The sequence below is a fragment of the Streptomyces durocortorensis genome (genome assembly GCF_031760065.1).
In the GTDB taxonomy this organism is placed as follows: Bacteria; Actinomycetota; Actinomycetes; order Streptomycetales; family Streptomycetaceae; genus Streptomyces.
The window spans coordinates 3,480,136-3,497,555 of the sequence record NZ_CP134500.1 but is presented as its reverse complement, the minus strand read 5'-3'; the positions used below and the strand labels follow the sequence as shown (position 1 = coordinate 3,497,555).

The window sequence follows — 17,420 nt, the reverse complement described above, 5'->3', positions numbered from 1 at the left end:
TCCGCTCTGTCAGGAGTTCGAAGATCATGCGGACAGTCGACGTATTCCACCCGCAGGCCACCGGCGACAGCACCGGCGACACCACCGCTGTGCACGCCTCCCCCCAGACCTCCGTGGCGTTCAGCCCGGACGGCGTCCACTACGCCAGCGCCGGGTACGACGGCCGGGTGGCCCTGTGGGACCGCTCCGGCACCGCCCCGCGCTGGGTCGGGCATCACTCACGGCTGGTCAACGGCGTGCGGTTCTCGCCGTCGGGCCGGCTCCTCGCCAGCGGTTCGGCCGACAAGACCTGCCGCATCTGGGACGTGGCCACCGGCCGCCAGATCCAGCTGCTCGCCCGGCAGCCCGACGACCTCAACGCCCTGGCCTGGCTGGACGAGAACCGCCTGGTCACCGTCTCGCAGGACGGCACGGGCCGCATCTGGGACATCCGTACCGGCGTTCTCGAAGAGGGCGTGATCTTCCACGCCGACCACTGCATGTCGGTCGACGCCGCGCCCACCGGCGTCCTGGCCAGCTGTGGCGAGGACGCCACCATCCGCCTCTGGGACACCAACGGGGCCCTGCTGCGCGACCTGCCGCAGGCCGGGCACGCCGAGATGTGCCGCTGGTCGCCCGACGGCACCCTGCTCGCCGCCAGCTGCGACGACGGCTTCGTGCACATCGTGCGGACCGACGGCGAACTGGTCACCAAGGTCGGCCCGTACACCGCCGCCGTGAAGTCGGTCGCCTGGTCCCAGGACGGCTCCCGCATCGTCATCGGTGCCTACGACAGCACGATCACCCTCTGGGACATCGCCGACTGCCGCCCGCTGGTGCGCTGGTACGGGGCACACCTGTGGCCCCGCTCGGTGGACTGGTCCGTGGACGGCAGGACCATCATCGCCGGTACGTTCTCGGCGCTGCCCGCAGTGATCGACGTACCCGAGGTCCCGGCGGACGACCTGCCCGGCGAGGTCCGGGAGATCACCCTCGAATCGCCGGTGTCCACGCACGGCGTCAACCACGTGTCGGCCGCCGGTGAGGTGCTGGCGGCGGGCAGCGACAACGGTACGGTCCGGGTCTGGAGCCACCGCGGGGCCACCGCGACCGAGGTGCCGGTGGGCAACGGCAGCCTGATCAACACCGTTGCCGTGTCCGAGCAGTTGCCGGGGCTCGTCGCCTACGGCTCGTTCTCCGGCCGGGTCGGCGTCGCCGACGCCGTCACCGGACGCGATGTGGCCGCCGTCGAGCGCGCGCATCCCGTGAACCGGGCCGCCTGGTCGCCGGACGGCAAGCGGCTGGCCGTCGCCGACTACGAGGGCGGGCTCGACCTCTACACCTGGACGGGCAGCGAGCTGGTGCCCGGAATCCACTACGAGGGCCACGACGGGTCCATCAAGGACGTGTCCTGGGTGGACCCGGACCGCCTGGTCACCTACTCGACCGACCGCCAGGCCCACCTGATCACCGCCGAGGGCGAGCTGATCCGCTCCTTCGGCGGCCACGGCGAGCTGATCAACGGCGGCTCGGTGACCAGCGTGGCGGGCCGGGCGCTGCTCGCCACCGTCTCCCGCGACCGGACCAGCCGCGTCTACGACCTGGACACCGGGGAGCTGCTCCAGGTGCTCGTCGGCCACGACGAGTCGGCCAAGTGCGCGGCCTGGCACCCGGGCGGGAAGCCGCTGCTCGTCACGGGCTCGTACGACTACACCGGCCGGCTGTGGGTCCTCGACCCGGAGACCCTCGCCCCGCTCCACAGCCATGTGCTGGAGGGGCACGGCAGCGCGGTCAGCGCCGTGACCTGGCTCGGCGACGACGCGGTCACCGCCTCCTGGGACAGCAGGGTGGTCGCCTGGACGCCGGACGCCGACCCCACCCGGGCGCCGGCCCAGGCAGAGCTGGCGACGGACTGGAAGACCCCGGAGGACTCCCGATGAAATCCCTCAGCCTGAAACTGACCTCGCCCCCCTCCTTCGCCCTCTCCGACGCCGAGACGGCGGCATTCCGGCGGGCCGCGGAGACGGTGTGCCGCGCCGGGGGCGGCCGGCTGGACGACCCCGACACGGCGGCCGCGGCCCGCGGCGGCTGGGAGGAGCTGCCGGGCCGGTTCCGGTCGGCCGTACGCGACTTCCGCCGGGACTCGGGCGACTGCGGGGTGATGCTGTTCCGGGGCCTGCCCGTCGACGAGGCCCTGCTGCCGCCCACCCCGACGGTGGACGGCTCGGTCCGCCGGGAGGCGACCGTGCCCGGCGCCGCCCTGCTGATGACCGCCGCCGGCGGTCTGGGCGACCCGGCCGCCTACGCACCGGAGAAGTCCGGCGCGCTGGTGCAGGACGTCGTACCGGTGCCGGGCAGGGAGGACTTCGAGGGCAACGCGGGCTCCACCCTGCTCTCCTTCCACATCGAGAACGCCTTCCACGTCCACCGCCCGGACTTCGTGATGCTGCTGTGCCTGCGGGCGGACCACGACGGCACGGCGGGCCTGCGTACCGGATCGATACGCCAGGCGCTGCCCACGCTCTCGGAGCGGACCAGGGAAGTCCTCGCCCGCCCGGAGTTCAGCACCCAGCCGCCGCCCTCCTTCGGGTCGGCGGACGGGACCACTCCGCCGCGCCCGGTGCTGTACGGCGACCCGGAGGACCCCGATCTGCGGGTGGACTTCTCCGCCACGACGGCTCTGACGCTCGAAGCGCGCCAGGCGCTCGTCGAACTGGAGGCGGCCGTCAACGCCACCTCCCACACGGTCCGGCTGACGCCGGGGGACCTGGCGATCGTGGACAACCGGGTGACCACGCACGGCAGGACCGCCTTCCGGCCGCGCTACGACGGGGGCGACCGCTGGCTGCTGCGCACCTTCGCGGTGGCCGACCTGCGACGCTCCCGTAGCCATCGCCCCGGCGACGGCTACGTACTGAGCCACTGAGCACCTCGGCGGGCCGGGGCCCGGGACCGGGCCCCGGCCGCTCACCCACAACAGCGGGAACGAAGGCATGCCATCCATGAATACGGGGCTCCACGTCAACGCGGTCGTCCTCGGGAGCTCCCGCCGGATCTGCGCGATCTGGAAGGTGAGCGGGCCCGCCGACCGGCGCCGGGCCTGCGAGTTCACCTTCGCGCTCCTGCTCCGCCGCCGTGGTCCGGAGCAGGACTGGGCTGCCGAGACCGCGCTCGGCGCGCTGGAGGAGGGGTTCGACGACGGGCCGGTCTGCGTGGACCTCACCACCACGGTGCACGGCATCGAGGTGGACGCCCTGCGGCCGGGGCTGTGCGGGGCCGATCTGCTGGAGGCGTCCCGGGCGGCGCTGGGCGAAGGGCACCAGGAGTGGGCGAAGCTGGCCCATGAGGACCCTCAGGCCTTCCGTGCCGGGGCGTCCGGGAGTTACGTACTGCTGCGCCACGCGGCGGTCATGGCCGGCGCCGGCACCGGGCGTGGCGAAAGGCCCCCCGTCCATGTCGTCCACGAGCGGGAGCACCGGGTGCTGCGTGCCTACGCGGCGGCGCTGGCCGCCAACGCCGGGGCGGAGGGGATTTCATGATCATTGCCTTCGATCTGATGGACACCCTATTGTCGGACCCCTATCGATCGGCGTACGAACAGGCATTCGGTATCACCTATGAGGAGTTCGAGCGGGTCCGGCCCCAGGGTGCCTATCACCAGCTGGAATGCGGCGAGTTGGCGGAGGAGGACTACTGGGCCGCCATGCGGGACGCCGGACTGTCCTTCGACACCGATGTCTTCCACCGCACGAGGAGAAGCGGCTACGCCTGGCTGAAGGGCATGCGCGAGCTCGTCGCGGAGTGCGCGCGCGAGCACCGGACCGTGGTCGCGTCCAACTACCCCCGGTGGATCGAGGAGATCGAGCGGGACATGCTCGCCGGAACGGGCCTGGAGGTCTACGCCTCGTACCGGTTCGGCGTCCGCAAGCCCTCCGAACGGTTCTTCCGCCTGCTGGGCGAGGAGACCGGCACCGGCCCGCACGACCTGGTCCTGATCGATGACATGCGGGCGAACACGGACACGGTGACAGCGCTCGGCGGTATCGGCATCCCCTTCGCATCGGCGCACGCCACCCGGCAGCAGCTGCTTGCCCACGGCCTGTTGCCCGGCTGAACCACAACGCACCAACGCACCATCGAAGCTTGGAGTGAGACCATGCCCGACCCCGAACCGCACCTGCACCGAGCGGCCTCGGACCTCGCGTACTTCAGTGCCGACGGCGAGACCTACGTCTCGCCCGCCCCTTTGCGCGACCTCCGCAAGTCCCGCCCCCTGCGGGTGCTGTCCGAGGAGGACTTCGCGTTCTGGCAGAGCTACGGCTACGTCATCGTGCGGCAGGCGATCGAGCCCGCTGCCGCACAGAAGCTCCTCGAATTCACCTGGGACTTCCAGGGACTCGACCCCGACCGGCCGGACAGCTGGTACGAGGAGCGGGAGTTCGCCACGGACCTCGAACGCGATCTGTACGTCTACGGGTTCGTCGAGGCATACCAGCACCAGTACATCTGGGACAGCCGCCAGACCCAGCGGGTCTACGACGCGTTCGTCGACGTGTGGGACTGCGAAGAGCTGTGGGTGACGCTGGACCGGCTCAACCTCAACCCGCCCAACGTCAGGAACCGCGACCGGGCGCTGATAGCCCCGACGGACCAGGGGTTCGACATCGAGCTCCACTGGGACGTCGACACCACCCTCGCGGAGCCGCCCCAGCGGGTCCAGGGGATCATCGCCCTCAACGACACCCGGCCGGAGCTGGGCGGGTTCCAGTGCTCGCCCGAGCTGTTCCACCGGTTCGAGGAGTGGGCGGCGGGTCAGCCCGCGGACCGGGACCCGATCAGGCCGGCCGCCGACCGCGCCGAATACCCGGTGGTCCGGCCCGAGCTGAACGCCGGTGACCTGCTGATCTGGAACGGCCTGCTGGCCCACGGGGTGGCGCGCAACACCTCCGAGAACGGCGTGCGTTCGGTGCAGTACCTCTCGATGATGCCCGCTCTGGAGTCGCACGAGGAGATGCGGCGCTCCCGGATCGACTCCTGGCGCCACCTCACCACCCCGGACTGGAACAGGACGCTGGTCGGCGACGCGACCAAGCACGAATCCCTGCGCTACGGCCCCGCAGAGCTGACCGGGCTCGGCGAGAAGCTGCTCGGGCTCACCTCCTGGAAGGAGCAGTGATGCGCCGTATCTGCCTGGCCCTCCCCACGAACCGGCCCTGCGCGAAGACCCTTTCGGCGGTCGGCGCGGAGGCCGACCACGCGGCGGAACACTTCGGCGTCGAGGTGCACCTGCTGATCCTGGACTCCTCCGACCGGCGGACGTTCCAGGAGCACGCCGGGGTCCTCGCCGCCGAACACCGGGCGGCGAACGTCCACGTACACCACCTCGACGAAGCAGCGCAGCGGGACTTCCTGCGGCTGGTGCTGGAGCGCTCCGGGGCCACCGCCCCGGACCGGCTGCTCGATCTGATGCTCCCGCCCGACGTCTCCTACGGGGCGTGCACCAACCGGGCCTTCCTGATCGCCGGCGCTCTCGGCTGCGAGTCGGTGCACCGCAGGGACTCCGACAGCGCCTTCCAGGTCCAGGAGGACGGCACGCCCGTCCACCCCGTTCACCACGAACTCACCTCGCTGGGCAGGCGCGCCCGGGACGCGGCGGACGGCGTCACCGAGACCCGCCTCGACCCGTCGGACGCGGACAAGCCGGTGGTGCTGGTCGGCAGCTCCTTCGTGGGCGAACTGTCCGTGGACATCGGCGAGGTGCAGAGGCTCGACCCGGAGATCTACTACGACATCGTGAGCCTCTGGGCACCCCCGGAGTGGCCGGAGAGCAGAAAGCGGGAGCTGGTCGAGGAGTCCTTCCGCGGCGCGGGCACCGAGCCGTTTCGGCAGGACCACGCGCTCCTGACCGTCGTCGACCCCATGCGGGTCGACATGTGCAACATCAGCCTCCACCGCGAGGTGTACGAGAACGTGCCGCTGCCGCCGGCGGTCAACACCATCGGCAGCGACTACTTCCTGCTCCACCTCGTGCACGACGCGCGGCTCCCCGGCGTCCTGCACAACCGCAACATCGTCAACTTCTACACCCCCGAACGCCGCACGGACGCCGGATTCAGCGCCTACCACCGGCGGCTGGTGAAGTTCTTCCTGTCGATGCTCTACTTCAACGACATCTACGACCGGATGGCGGCCGCGGGCGGCGCCCTGCTCGACGGGGACGGACTCCTCCGCCCGGCTGAGACGGCCCGGCTCGTCCGCGAGAGCACGCGCCTCGACCGGTCCGGGAACGTCCACCGGCTGGAGGTCCTGGACCGCTCCTACCGCGGACTCGGCGGTCGGTACACCGAGTTCGCCGGGCTCCTGGAGGAGGAGGGGAAGCGGCTGCTCGACGAGGCGTGCGAGGACATCGAGGACTTCGCGTTCCTGATCGAGTCGTGGGGAGAGATGGTGCGGGCGAGCCGGACCGTGCGCCTTCACGGGGCCCCCGGACCGTCGGGCCCGGGCCTGTGATCATGGACGGGACAGCACGTATGCGCGCGGCCCTGGCGGCCGCCCCCGAGGATGTGATCGTCTTCGATCTCGCGGGGATCGAGGCACAGTTCACCGCCCTCACCGAGGAGCTGCCCGGCCTCTCGGTCCGCTTCGCGATGAAGGCCTGCCCGGTGGACGGGGTCCTGCTCCGCCTCGCGGAACTGGGCTCCGGGTTCGACGCGGCCAGCCCCCGGGAGATCGAGCAGGCCATCGCGACCGGGGTTCCGCTGGAGAGGATCCACTACGGGAACACCATCAAGTCCGACCGCGACATCGCCGCCGCCCACCGCCTCGGCGTCCGGGACTTCGCCACCGACAGCCTCGAAGACGTGGCGGCGATCGCCGTCCACGCCCCCGGCTCCCGGGTCTTCTGCCGGCTGGCCACCGACGGGTACGGCGCGCTGTGGGGCCTCAGCCGCAAGTTCGGCTGCTCGGCGGCGGACGCGGTCCGGGTGCTGGAGGCGGCACGGCAGGCGGGCCTGACACCCGCGGGCCTGTCGGTCCATGTCGGCTCCCAGCAGATGACGTCCGAGGCCTGGCGCCGGGCCTTCGAGACCCTGGCCGACGTCATCGTCACGCTGAACGGGCGCGGCATCCTCCTCGACCACGTCAACCTCGGCGGCGGCCTGCCCGCGCTCGGGTACGCCGACCGGCAGGGCCGACGGCTCGACCCTCCGGTGGACAAGATCTTCACCGTGATCCGCGAGGGCATGCAGCAGCTCGGCGAGGCCTCGGAGTCACCCCTCCGCTTCGTCATGGAGCCGGGCCGCCATCTGGTCGCGGACCACGGCGCGATCCGGGCCCATGTGTCCCGGCTGACCACACGCGGGCAGCTCGACGGGGAGCGGGAGAACTGGCTGTATCTGAGCTGCGGCAAGTTCAACGGCCTGTACGAGATGGACGGGGTGCGGTACCGGCTGGTCTTCCCGACCCACGCCGGGACCGGAACGGAGCACGTGCCCGCCGTCATCGCGGGCCCGACCTGCGACAGCGACGACGCCTACGGCAGTGACCCCGTCCCCGTACCCCGGGACGCGGCGTCCGGAGACCCGGTCTGGATCTTCGCGTGCGGCGCCTACGCCACCGGCTACATGACCCAGGGGTTCAACGGGTTCAGCCCCCTTCCCCACACGCTGATCGACGAAAGGGCCTGAACCGATGGGTCACGACGCGCTACGCATCCGCCGGATCGTCGAGGACGACTGGAGCGGCATCACCGAGCTGGAGGCGCGGACGTACACCGGGAGCGCTCTCTCGGAGGAGCAGGAGGCCCTGAAGTCCAGAGCCCGGGCGTCCCCGGAGACCTGCTTCCTCCTGGAACACGGGCGGCGGACCGTGGGCTACGTACTGGCCCTGCCCTACCCCTTCCGCCGGTACCCCGATCTGGGGCGGGCGGAGGACACCGTCTTCCGCTCGGCCAATCTGCATCTGCACGACTGCGTCGTCGCCGAGGAGTTCCGGCGCCGGGGCTGGGGCACGCGGCTGATCGACCACCTGTCCGCCACCGCCGGTTCGCGGAGCTACGAACGGATCTCCCTGATCGCCGTGGGAGGCAGCGACACCTTCTGGTCGGCCCGTGGCTACGCACCCCACACCGAGGTCGGGCTGCCGCCGGGCTACGGCGAGGACGCGGTGTACATGTCCATGGCGGTGAGTTCCCCGGCGCGCGGGGCGTCGCGGAAGAACGAAGTGAGCTGATGTCGGTGTTCCGGATCAACGACGATTTCCGCCGTACGCAGGTGGCGATCGCGGCCCTGTTCTGTTTCCTCGGCTTCCAGTACGCCACCTGGGCGTCACGGCTCCCCGCCCTCAAGACGGAACTCGGTCTGAGCGAGGCGGAAGTGGGACTCCTCCTGATGGCCTGCGGGGCGGGCGCGGCGAGCTCGTTCCCCCTCGTGGGACCGCTGATGAGGAGGCTGGGCTCCCGGCGCCTCACCTTCGTCTCGGCCCTCGCCCTCGGGCTGCTCCTGCTCGCCCTGGCGGTGGCACCGAACTACCCGGTCGCCCTCCTGGTCATCTGCCTCGACGGGGTCGCCGTCGGCTGCCTCAACGTCGCGATGAACGCCCAGGGGGCCGCGCTCGAAGTCCGCTACGAGCGCACGGCACTGTCCCAGCTCCACGCCACGTTCAGCGCGGGCTCGCTGGGGGCCGCGCTCCTGGCGTCCGGTATGAACCTGTGGACCACGTCGCTCGCGGCCCACTTCGGCGTGGCGGCGGTCGTTCTGGTGCTGCTGATCGCCTACTCCCGGCCGGGACTGCTCACGGAGGACCCCCGGCCCGAAGCGGCCAAGGAGGACAAGGGCCGCCGCAAGCTGACCCTGCCGACCAAGGTGACGATCTGGATGGGCCTGGCGATGGCCTTCGGCACGGTCACGGAGGGCGCCATGAACGACTGGTCGGCGCTCTACCTGGAGGACGTGGTCAAGGCCGGTGCGGAGGTCGCCCCGCTGGGCATCGCGGTGGTCTCGGTCATGATGGTCGTGGCCCGCCTCTTCGCCGACGGCTGGCGCACCCGCTGGGGCGACGGCCGGGTCGTCCGCGTCGGCAGCGTGCTGGCCGGTTCGGGCCTCGCGGTGGCCCTGCTGGTCGGTGGCGTGGTGCCGACACTGATCGGATTCGCCTGCGTCGGGCTCGGCATCGCCGCGGTGACCCCGTGCCTCTACGTCGCCGCCGCCCGCCAGGGACCGGACGCGCTGGCCCTGGTCGCCGCCATGGGCACCACGGGTCTGCTGGCCGGTCCCGCGATGATCGGTTTCATCGCCGCCGCAGGAAGCCTGCTGTGGGGCATGGGCGCGGTCGCGCTGTCGGCGCTCCTCGTGTCGGCCTGCGCGACCCGCATCCGCTGGAAGGCGCTGGGGGAGGTCCCGTCGGACGCTCCGTCGGGCGCGAGCTGATCGGGGCCGTACGAAAAGAACCGTCTCCGACCCGCAGCTGCGGGTCGGAGACGGTTCCAGAAGCGGTAGCGGTGGGATTTGAACCCACGGTGACGGGTTACGCCACACTCGCTTTCGAGGCGAGCTCCTTCGGCCGCTCGGACACGCTACCGAGAGAGAGCTTAGACCATCCCGGGGCGCGGAAAGAAATCGGTTCCCGGCGGCCGGACCGCAGGGGTCGGGAGCGCGCGACCGTACGGGGTCAGAGCGCCCGGAAGAAGGCCGTCAGCTGCTCGGCGCACTCCGCTTCCAGCACCCCGCCGATGACCTCCGGACGGTGGTTGAGGCGGCGGTCGCGGACGACGTCCCAGAGAGATCCGGCCGCCCCCGCCTTCTCGTCCCGGGCCCCGTAGACGACCCGGTCCACCCGGGCCTGGACCAGCGCGCCCGCGCACATCGTGCAGGGCTCCAGGGTGACCACGAGCGTGCAGCCGGTCAGCCGCCACTCGCCGTGGGCCGCGGCCGCGCGGCGCAGGGCCAGGATCTCCGCGTGCGCGGTCGGGTCGCCGGTGGCCTCGCGCTCGTTGTGTCCGACGGCGAGCGGCGCGCCGTCGGGGCCGAGGACGACGGCGCCGACCGGTACATCGCCGGCCGACGCCGCCTGCGCGGCCTGGGCCAGGGCGCGGCGCATCGGTGACTGCCAGGGGTCGCGTACCGGATCGGGCTGGGGTACGGGACCGGGGGAGGGCGGGGGTGAGGGGCGCGGAGGCGGTGCGGTCACCTGCGGACCCTAGCGGACAGGGCACGACGGACAGCGGACAGCGGACAGCGGACAGGGCACGACCGTCAGCGGACTGCGGACGGCGCACCCCGGCGCTGCCCTAGCGGACCGATTCCAGGACGTCGGACGCTCCCACGGCCTCCGCGATCTCCGCGAGCCCGTCCGTCTGCAGGGTCAGCAGCTCCTTCTCGGACATCCCGAGGTCCGCGAGGACCCCGAGCTCACCGATCGGTCCCGCCGGTACGGCGTCCGGGTCGGCGGCGTCGTCGTCCGGGCCGGCGGCCCCGGGGGCGGATCGTTCCGGCTCGCCGTCCTCGGTGCCGTCGAGGTCGACGAGCTCCTCCAGAGCGGCGATCTCGTCCTCGGCCCCTGGTTCGCGGCCGAGCATCTCGTCGGTGAGCAGGATCTCCCCGTACGAGGAGCGGGCGGCGGCGGACGCGTCCGAGACGTAGATACGGGGGTCCTCCTCACCGTCCACCCGGACGACGCCGAACCAGGCGTCCTCCTGCTCGATGTAGACCAGGACCGTGTCCTCGTCCACCGAGGCGTCCCGGGCCAGATCCGTCAGGTCGGACAGGGTCTCCACATCGTCGAGCTCTGTGTCGCTCGCTTCCCACCCGTCTTCGGTGCGCGCGAGCAGTGCGGCGAAGTACACCGTGACTCTCCCACTGGTCATAGGTGAATCGGTCCGACGGGAGGGCAGCCGGTGATCCGTCCGCCCTGAGCCCCGCCCAATCGGCATCGTGGCAGAAACAAGCGCCGTGCGAGACCTCTTCGACCGTTGCGTCGGCCATCAGTTCCAGGAGTGCCTGGTCGGCCCTCGCCCTGACGGAGCCGGTGAGGGCTCGATCAGAGGGGGAGTGCGCCGGTGGTACGAGAGGGCGTCACGGGGCTTCACCAGCGGAACGTGCGCATCCGCATCTGTTGCCGCATACGGGCCGCACGGGCCCGGCGCGGCTGCACCCGGTCGCGCAGCTGCTTGGCCTCGTGGAGCTCGCGGAGGAACTGGGCGCGTCGGCGGCGGCGGGCCGCGTCACTCTCCTGCGCGTCCTCGACATCACCCGTCACGCCCTGCGGGTCGCGCGCGTCGAGCGCGTCGCCCACCCCGCGTGAGCCCGGGTTCCGCTGCTCTTCCCCGTGCGGCATCGACACACCACCCCAATGCTGGGTCCGTATGCCCCCACCTTCCCCCCGAACAGGTGGTTGATGCCAGCGCAGAGTGCCGGGCGGCACGGTTACTGTTGACGCATGCGGATCCACGTCGTCGACCACCCGCTGGTGGCGCACAAACTCACCACGCTGCGCGACAAGCGCACCGACTCCCCGACCTTCCGGCGGCTCGCCGACGAGCTGGTCACCCTCCTCGCCTACGAGGCCACCAGGGATGTGCGCACCGAGCAGGTCGACATCGACACCCCGGTGACGCCCACGACGGGGGTCAAGCTGTCGCACCCCCGCCCCCTCGTCGTCCCGATCCTGCGCGCCGGCCTCGGCATGCTGGACGGCATGGTGCGCCTGCTGCCGACGGCCGAGGTGGGCTTCCTCGGCATGATCCGGAACGAGGAGACGCTGGAGGCGGAGACGTACGCGACGCGGATGCCCGAGGACCTCTCCGGCCGCCAGGTCTACGTCCTGGACCCGATGCTGGCCACCGGCGGCACCCTCGTCGCGGCGATCCGCGAGCTGATCAAGCGCGGCGCCGACGACGTCACCGCCGTCGTCCTGCTTGCGGCGCCCGAGGGCGTCGAGGTGATGGAGCGCGAGCTGGCGGGCACCCCGGTCACCGTCGTCACCGCCTCGGTCGACGAGCGGCTCAACGAGCACGGCTACATCGTGCCGGGCCTCGGCGACGCGGGTGACCGGATGTACGGCACGGCCGAGTAGTCCGTGGGGCCTGCGGGTACCCCGGGTACCCGCAGGCTCAGCAGGAGGACGGGGCCGGGGACGGCTTCGCCGTCAGGGCCGCCATCGCGGCGGTCGCCTCCTGCGGGGTGTTGAACGCCTTGAACTTCGCGCCGAGGATCAGGTCGACCTCCGCGGTCTTGCGGGTGTCGGTCTTCTGCACGGTGCCCACCAGCTGCGTGCCGAGCACGGTGAAGCTCCCGTTCGTCGCGGTCGGCGCGCCCAGCAGCACGGCCGTGCCCGGCACCTTCTTGTCGTACTCCTTGGACGCGTTGCCCACCTCGCCGACGGCGAAGCCGCGCTTCTTGAGCTCCTCGGCCGCGGACTTGGCCAGGCCGCTGCGGGTCGTCGCGTTGTAGACGTTCACCTTGATGGCGGCCGGTTTCGGCAGCGCCCGGGCGGGGGCCGACGGCTTCGGGGTGGGGCAGTCCCGCTGGTGGCCGACCGCGTTGGCGCTCTTGTCGCCGCCGGTGAAGACGTCGATGAGCTGGAGCGTGCCCCAGCCGGCCAGGCCGAGGGCGACGACGGCGCAGACCCCCGCGAGGACCAGCCTGCCGCGGCGCCGGGGGCGACGCATGCGGGGGTAGGTGTCGCCCGTGATGCGGTACTTTCCGCCCATGCCGGGGGGAGTGAGCATGCTCATGGAGGCAGCGTAGTGCGACCCGGTGATGATGCGTACTAAATGATCAACGTATGGCACCCGGATGCGCACGAAAGCACCCGAAAGGCCCGAATCGGCAGGCGAGGGTCGGGTACGGGTGAAGAGGGCCGGGTGAAGAGGGCCGGGCGAGGCTCCCGGGGGCGTCAGCCCAGGTCGAGGACGCGGGCGTGCAGCACCTGGCGCTGCTGGAGCGCGGCCCGGACCGCCCGGTGCAGCCCGTCCTCCAGGTAGAGGTCGCCCTGCCACTTCACGACGTGGGCGAAGAGGTCGCCGTAGAACGTGGAGTCCTCGGCGAGGAGGGTCTCCAGGTCCAGCTGGCCCTTGGTGGTCACGAGCTGGTCCAGGCGGACCGGACGCGGCGCGACATCCGCCCACTGTCGGGTGCTTTCCCGGCCGTGGTCGGGGTAAGGCCGCCCATTTCCGATGCGCTTGAAGATCACACGGAAAGCCTACCGGGCAAGGGGCTCCGGGCGCAGCCAGGGAACCTCACTGCGATGCTTGCGCAAGGGTCGTATACGGCTTCATAACGTGAGATACCGGGACAGGGGTCACCAGGATGAGCGGGAGCGCGAACACGGAAACGGGTACGGGCGGGGGCACGGACCGGGGCGCCGACGGGGACCCGGACCCCGCTACGGCCCCGGGCGCCGACTCGGACCCGGACCCCGTGCCGGACCCCGCGCGGGAGATCGCCGCCGGGTACGCCGTCTCCGGCGACGCCCTCGACCTCGGCGCCCTGCTGTGGGACGGCGCCTGCCTGTCCGCCGCCCCCGTCCGCATCCCGCTCGCCATGCTCAACCGGCACGGGCTGGTCGCGGGCGCCACCGGCACCGGCAAGACCAAGACCCTCCAACTGATCGCCGAACAGCTTTCCGCGCACGGGGTGCCCGTCTTCCTCGCCGACATCAAGGGCGACGTCTCCGGCGTATCGGCCCCGGGAGAGGGCGGGGCGGCGGTGGACGAGCGAGCAGCCCAGGTGGGGCAGGAGTGGCGCGCCACGGGTTTCCCGAGCGAGTTCTACGCGCTCGGCGGCATCGGCCCCGGCATCCCGCTGCGGGCGACCGTCACCAGCTTCGGCCCGGTCCTCCTGGCCAAGGTGCTCGGCCTCAACAAGACCCAGGAGCAGTCGCTCGGGCTGATCTTCCACTACGCGGACGCCAAGGGCCTGGAGCTGGTCGACCTCAAGGATCTGCGGGCCGTCGTCGCCTTTCTCGTATCGGAGACCGGGCGGGCCGAACTCAAGGAGATCGGCGGGCTGTCGACGGCGACGGCCGGGGTGATCCTGCGGTCGGTGACCGCGTTCGAGCAGCAGGGGGCGGGCCCCTTCTTCGGGGAGCCCGAGTTCGACACGGCCGATCTGCTCCGGCAGGCCCCGGACGGGCGCGGACTGGTCTCCGTACTGGAACTGGCCGCCGTACAGGACCGGCCACAGCTCTTCTCGACGTTCCTGATGTGGCTGCTGGCCGACCTGTTCCACGATCTGCCCGAGGTCGGGGACGCGGACCGGCCGCGGCTCGTCTTCTTCTTCGATGAGGCGCACCTGCTGTTCAGTGACGCCTCGAAGGCCTTTCTGGAGTCGATCACCCGGACCGTGCGGCTGATCCGCTCGAAGGGGGTCGGGATCTTCTTCGTCACCCAGTCACCCACGGATGTGCCCGCCGCTGTGCTCGGCCAGCTCGGCAGCCGCGTCCAGCACGCGCTGCGCGCGTTCACGCCCGACGATGAGAAGGCGCTGCGGGCGACGGTGAGGACCTTCCCGGACTCCCCCTACGACCTGGGGGAGGTGCTGACCGGGCTCGGTACGGGCGAGGCGGTGGTGACCGTGCTCAGTGAACGGGGCGCGCCGACCCCGGTGGCCGCGACCCGGCTGCGGGCCCCGGAGTCGCTGATGGGGCCGGTGGCGCCGGACGTCCTGGAGGCGGCGGTGCGGGGGTCGGTGCTGTACGGGCGCTATGCGGAGGCCGTGGACCGGGAGTCGGCGTACGAGAAGCTCGCGGCGGACGACGAGCAGCGCGCCCGGGATGCGGCGGACCGGGATGCGGTGGACGCGGCGGTGAAGGGGCCGGAGGGGGACGGCGGAGGTCCTGCGAAGGGGCGCGAGGGCGACGCCTCACTGGTGGAGCAGGTGGTGGGCAGCGGGATGTTCCGGTCGCTGGCCCGTTCGATGGGGACCCAGCTGGGGCGGGAGATCTCGCGCTCGCTGTTCGGCACGGCCCGGCGCAGGCGGTGAGCCCGGTACGGGGTTCCGTACCGGGCTCACGGCTTTACTCGCTCCGGGAAGGGGCGGTCACTCGGTGACCTCGTGGCCGTGGCCCTCGCGGAGGCCGCCGCCGCTGCCCGGGGTGCCGGTGCTGGGGGCGGGGGTGACCGGGCGGGTCAGGGAGCTCAGGTCGTGGGCGTACGTCCCGACGGCGTTGGCGATCACGTCGATGTTGGTGTCGAAGTGGCCCATGTCGATGTTGCTCAGGTCGTCGCAGGCCGCGTGGTAGCAGGGGTCGTACGCGATCCCCGCCTCGCCGCCGAACACCTCGGCCTGGGCCGCCGTCTTGATGCCCTCGGCCCCGGTGTCCGTACCGCCGGAGGGGATGCCGACCTCGATGAACGGACCGTAGTCCGAGCGGCCGGTGAAGTCCGTGCCCTCGTGCGGCTTGCCCTTGCCGTCGAGGAACTCGTTGATGTCACGTTCGAGTTGGGCCGATCCCTCCGGGCCCGGGCCCGCGCCGACCCCGTCGGAGTCGTCGCCGTCGAAGACGAACTGGGCGCCGTTGGGCGAGGCGATCATGTCGAAGTTCAGGTAGAGCTTGATCTGCTTGCGCTGCTTCTCGCTCAGCGCCTCGACGTACTTCTCCGAGCCGATCAGACCGTTCTCCTCGGCCGACCACCAGGCGAACCGGACCTTGTTGGCGGGCTTGCTCTTCGACTTCGCCAGCTTCAGGGCGACGTCGAGCAGCCCGGCGGAACCGGACCCGTTGTCGTTGATGCCGGGGCCCTCGGTCACCGAGTCGAGGTGGGCACCGAGCATCACGGTGCGGTCCGCGCTGCCGCCGCGCGTCTCGGCGATGACGTTGCGGGTGCCCCGCTCCTCCTGGAGCTCGCGGATCTCGAAGGAGACCGTGACCTCGCCGCCCGCGAGGTCGGCGGCGAGCTTCTCGCCCTCCTCCTGGGTGAGCCCACCGGTCGGGATACGGCCCGCGGCGGCTTCGCCGAGCGTGCCGGAGAGCACGCCCTCGGTGTTGTTGTAGATGACCGCTCCGACCGCACCGGCGTCCGCGGCGGCCGCCTGCTTGTCGGCGAAGGTGCAGCCGCCGCGCTGGATCAGCGCGATCGCGCCGGTGAAGTCCGCGGCGGCGTAGTCGGACGCCTCGCAGCCGGTGGTCTCGTCGAGGGGCACCGCGACGAGCGCCGCCGTCACCCCGCCCACCTCGGTCGAGGGGGTGTACGTCATCGCCTTGATCGTCACGTCGCGGGGCGTCGGGGCGGTCACGGAGAGCTTTTCGGCCAGCGTCTGGGTGTAGGTGAAGCGGAAGCTCTCGTACGAGACCTGGTACCCGGCCCGCTGGAGCTGGCGGTAGACGTACGCCGCCGAGGCGTCGTGACCGAGCGACCCTGCGGCGCGGTGGCCCCCGGTCGAGTCGGCTATCGCCTGGAACTGCTGGAGGTGGCGGTAGGCGTCGCGGGCGGACGCGCTCTTCACCAACTTCCTTGAGAGCTTGGCGGCTTCCTTGGCGGGGTCGTGCGGCGTGGTGCGCCCGTGGTTCGGGGACGCGGCCAGGAGAAGCGGTGTGGCCAGGGCGGTGGCGGCCACAACAGCCATGGCTCTGCGACGTGTTGCGTGCACAGGAGTCCTTCCGGTCTGAACGAATGTGCAGGGAAAGCTAGCGAGCGGAGTGACTTCTGTGAACCGTTGTGGCTGGTTCTGACCGCTGGGCCGGGTCGGGTGGCCGGTTCGGGAGGGCGTCAGGGCATGGGCGGCTTCTTCGCGGACTTCGTGGCGGAGGCCCTTTTCGCGGCCTTTGCCGGCGCCGCAGGGGCCTTCTTTGCTGCTTTCGTCGCTTTCGCCGTCTTCGCGGCCTTGGCTGCCGCCTTGGCCTCCTGCTTGTACGCGCGTACCTCGGCGAGTGACTCCGGCCCGGTGATGTCGGCGACGGAGCGGCGCGATCCGGCCTCTCCGTACGGGCCCGCCGCCTCCCGCCATCCCGGGGGCCGTACGCCGAACTGCTTGCCGAGCAACGCCAGGAAGATCCGTGCCTTCTGCTCGCCGAACCCCGGCAGCGCCTTCAGGCGTTCGAGCAGCTCCGAGCCGGAGGAAACGTCCCGCCACACCGCACTCGCGTCACCGCCGTACTCCGCCACCAGGTACTGGCACAGCTGCTGCACGCGCTGGGCCATGGAGCCCGGGTAGCGGTGCAGGGCGGGCTTGGCGGTGAACAGCGCGGTGAACGCTTCCGGGTCCTGGGCGGCGATCAGCCCCGCGTCCAGGTCGTCCGAGCCCATCCGCCCGGCGAGCGTGTACGGCCCCGTGAACGCCCACTCCATCGGCACCTGCTGGTCGAGCAGCATGCCGACCAGGGCAGCCAGCGGGCTGCGGCCGAGCAGCTCGTCGGCCTCCGGCTGCTGGGCGATCCGCAGGGCGACGTCCTCGCCGAAGCCCTGCCCGAGGTCTTTGCCGCTGTCGCTGGTGGTCATGGGGCTG

General features: G+C 71.5%; 18 protein-coding genes and 1 tRNA gene. 11 read left to right on the top strand and 8 right to left on the bottom strand.

Annotated elements, in window-relative coordinates; all coding sequences use genetic code 11:
• Positions 1–26: 26 nt before the first annotated feature.
• The 9 genes from RI138_RS15415 (at position 27) to RI138_RS15375 (ending at position 9,404) form a co-directional block, all read left to right on the top strand.
• Positions 27–1,919, top strand: coding sequence for a WD40 repeat domain-containing protein (locus RI138_RS15415; protein WP_311120391.1), 1,893 nt, complete (start codon positions 27–29; stop codon positions 1,917–1,919).
• Complete coding sequence (locus tag RI138_RS15410) at positions 1,916–2,905, top strand: clavaminate synthase family protein (RefSeq protein WP_311120390.1); 990 nt, start codon at positions 1,916–1,918, stop codon at positions 2,903–2,905. The genes RI138_RS15415 and RI138_RS15410 overlap by 4 nt, the downstream gene beginning before the upstream one ends.
• Before the next feature lie 67 nt (positions 2,906–2,972).
• Complete coding sequence (locus tag RI138_RS15405) at positions 2,973–3,518, top strand: hypothetical protein (protein ID WP_311120389.1); 546 nt, start codon at positions 2,973–2,975, stop codon at positions 3,516–3,518.
• Positions 3,515–4,093, top strand: a complete 579-nt coding sequence (locus RI138_RS15400; RefSeq protein WP_311120388.1) for an HAD family hydrolase — start codon at positions 3,515–3,517, stop codon at positions 4,091–4,093. The genes RI138_RS15405 and RI138_RS15400 overlap by 4 nt, the downstream gene beginning before the upstream one ends.
• 42 nt (positions 4,094–4,135) lie before the next feature.
• Positions 4,136–5,155, top strand: coding sequence for a phytanoyl-CoA dioxygenase family protein (locus RI138_RS15395; protein ID WP_311120387.1), 1,020 nt, complete (start codon positions 4,136–4,138; stop codon positions 5,153–5,155).
• Positions 5,155–6,489, top strand: a complete 1,335-nt coding sequence (locus tag RI138_RS15390) for a DUF6271 family protein (RefSeq protein WP_311120386.1) — start codon at positions 5,155–5,157, stop codon at positions 6,487–6,489. Before RI138_RS15395 ends, RI138_RS15390 begins: the two co-directional genes overlap by 1 nt.
• 20 nt (positions 6,490–6,509) lie before the next feature.
• Positions 6,510–7,664, top strand: a complete 1,155-nt coding sequence (locus RI138_RS15385) for a type III PLP-dependent enzyme (RefSeq protein ID WP_311120385.1) — start codon at positions 6,510–6,512, stop codon at positions 7,662–7,664.
• A gap of 4 nt (positions 7,665–7,668) precedes the next feature.
• On the top strand, positions 7,669–8,208 hold the full coding sequence (locus tag RI138_RS15380; protein ID WP_311120384.1) for a GNAT family N-acetyltransferase: 540 nt from the start codon (positions 7,669–7,671) through the stop codon (positions 8,206–8,208).
• On the top strand, positions 8,208–9,404 hold the full coding sequence (locus RI138_RS15375; RefSeq protein ID WP_398863051.1) for an MFS transporter: 1,197 nt from the start codon (positions 8,208–8,210) through the stop codon (positions 9,402–9,404). The genes RI138_RS15380 and RI138_RS15375 overlap by 1 nt, the downstream gene beginning before the upstream one ends.
• Positions 9,405–9,467: 63 nt before the next feature.
• On the opposite strand, the gene RI138_RS15370 is transcribed toward RI138_RS15375, so the two are convergent.
• The 4 genes from RI138_RS15370 to RI138_RS15355 all read right to left on the bottom strand — a co-directional run bounded on the left by RI138_RS15370 (position 9,468) and on the right by RI138_RS15355 (position 11,310).
• Positions 9,468–9,555: transfer RNA gene (locus RI138_RS15370), tRNA-Ser, on the bottom strand.
• Between the two features lie 90 nt (positions 9,556–9,645).
• Positions 9,646–10,074: a tRNA adenosine(34) deaminase TadA gene (gene tadA, locus RI138_RS15365; RefSeq protein WP_096626557.1), complete on the bottom strand. Its 429-nt coding sequence runs from the start codon at positions 10,072–10,074 to the stop codon at positions 9,646–9,648.
• Between the two features lie 190 nt (positions 10,075–10,264).
• Entirely contained in the window at positions 10,265–10,819 is a 555-nt protein-coding gene (locus tag RI138_RS15360) for a tRNA adenosine deaminase-associated protein (RefSeq protein WP_311122903.1), read from the bottom strand.
• Between the two features lie 239 nt (positions 10,820–11,058).
• Positions 11,059–11,310 (bottom strand): hypothetical protein, encoded by a 252-nt coding sequence (locus RI138_RS15355; RefSeq protein WP_096626553.1) that lies wholly within the window; start codon positions 11,308–11,310, stop codon positions 11,059–11,061.
• A gap of 102 nt (positions 11,311–11,412) precedes the next feature.
• On the opposite strand from RI138_RS15355, the gene upp reads away from it, so the two are divergent.
• Entirely contained in the window at positions 11,413–12,048 is a 636-nt protein-coding gene (upp, locus tag RI138_RS15350; protein WP_096626551.1) for a uracil phosphoribosyltransferase, read from the top strand.
• A 37-nt stretch (positions 12,049–12,085) separates the two neighbouring features.
• Here the strand turns inward: upp and RI138_RS15345 are convergent, their stop codons facing one another.
• Together RI138_RS15345 and RI138_RS15340 are read right to left on the bottom strand one after the other, a co-directional pair.
• Positions 12,086–12,685, bottom strand: a complete 600-nt coding sequence (locus RI138_RS15345) for a LytR C-terminal domain-containing protein (RefSeq protein WP_311122902.1) — start codon at positions 12,683–12,685, stop codon at positions 12,086–12,088.
• Positions 12,686–12,870: 185 nt separating this feature from the next.
• Positions 12,871–13,167: a type II toxin-antitoxin system VapB family antitoxin gene (locus tag RI138_RS15340; protein WP_096626547.1), complete on the bottom strand. Its 297-nt coding sequence runs from the start codon at positions 13,165–13,167 to the stop codon at positions 12,871–12,873.
• A 116-nt stretch (positions 13,168–13,283) separates the two neighbouring features.
• Between RI138_RS15340 and RI138_RS15335 the strand changes: the two genes are divergently transcribed.
• On the top strand, positions 13,284–14,957 hold the full coding sequence (locus tag RI138_RS15335; protein WP_311120383.1) for a helicase HerA-like domain-containing protein: 1,674 nt from the start codon (positions 13,284–13,286) through the stop codon (positions 14,955–14,957).
• Between the two features lie 57 nt (positions 14,958–15,014).
• Here the strand turns inward: RI138_RS15335 and RI138_RS15330 are convergent, their stop codons facing one another.
• Together RI138_RS15330 and RI138_RS15325 are read right to left on the bottom strand one after the other, a co-directional pair.
• Positions 15,015–16,541, bottom strand: a complete 1,527-nt coding sequence (locus RI138_RS15330; RefSeq protein ID WP_311120382.1) for a M28 family metallopeptidase — start codon at positions 16,539–16,541, stop codon at positions 15,015–15,017.
• A gap of 143 nt (positions 16,542–16,684) precedes the next feature.
• Positions 16,685–17,413 carry an HhH-GPD-type base excision DNA repair protein gene (locus RI138_RS15325; protein WP_096626541.1) on the bottom strand — a complete coding sequence of 243 codons (729 nt, stop codon included), beginning with the start codon at positions 17,411–17,413 and terminating at the stop codon, positions 16,685–16,687.
• Positions 17,414–17,420 lie beyond the last annotated feature (7 nt).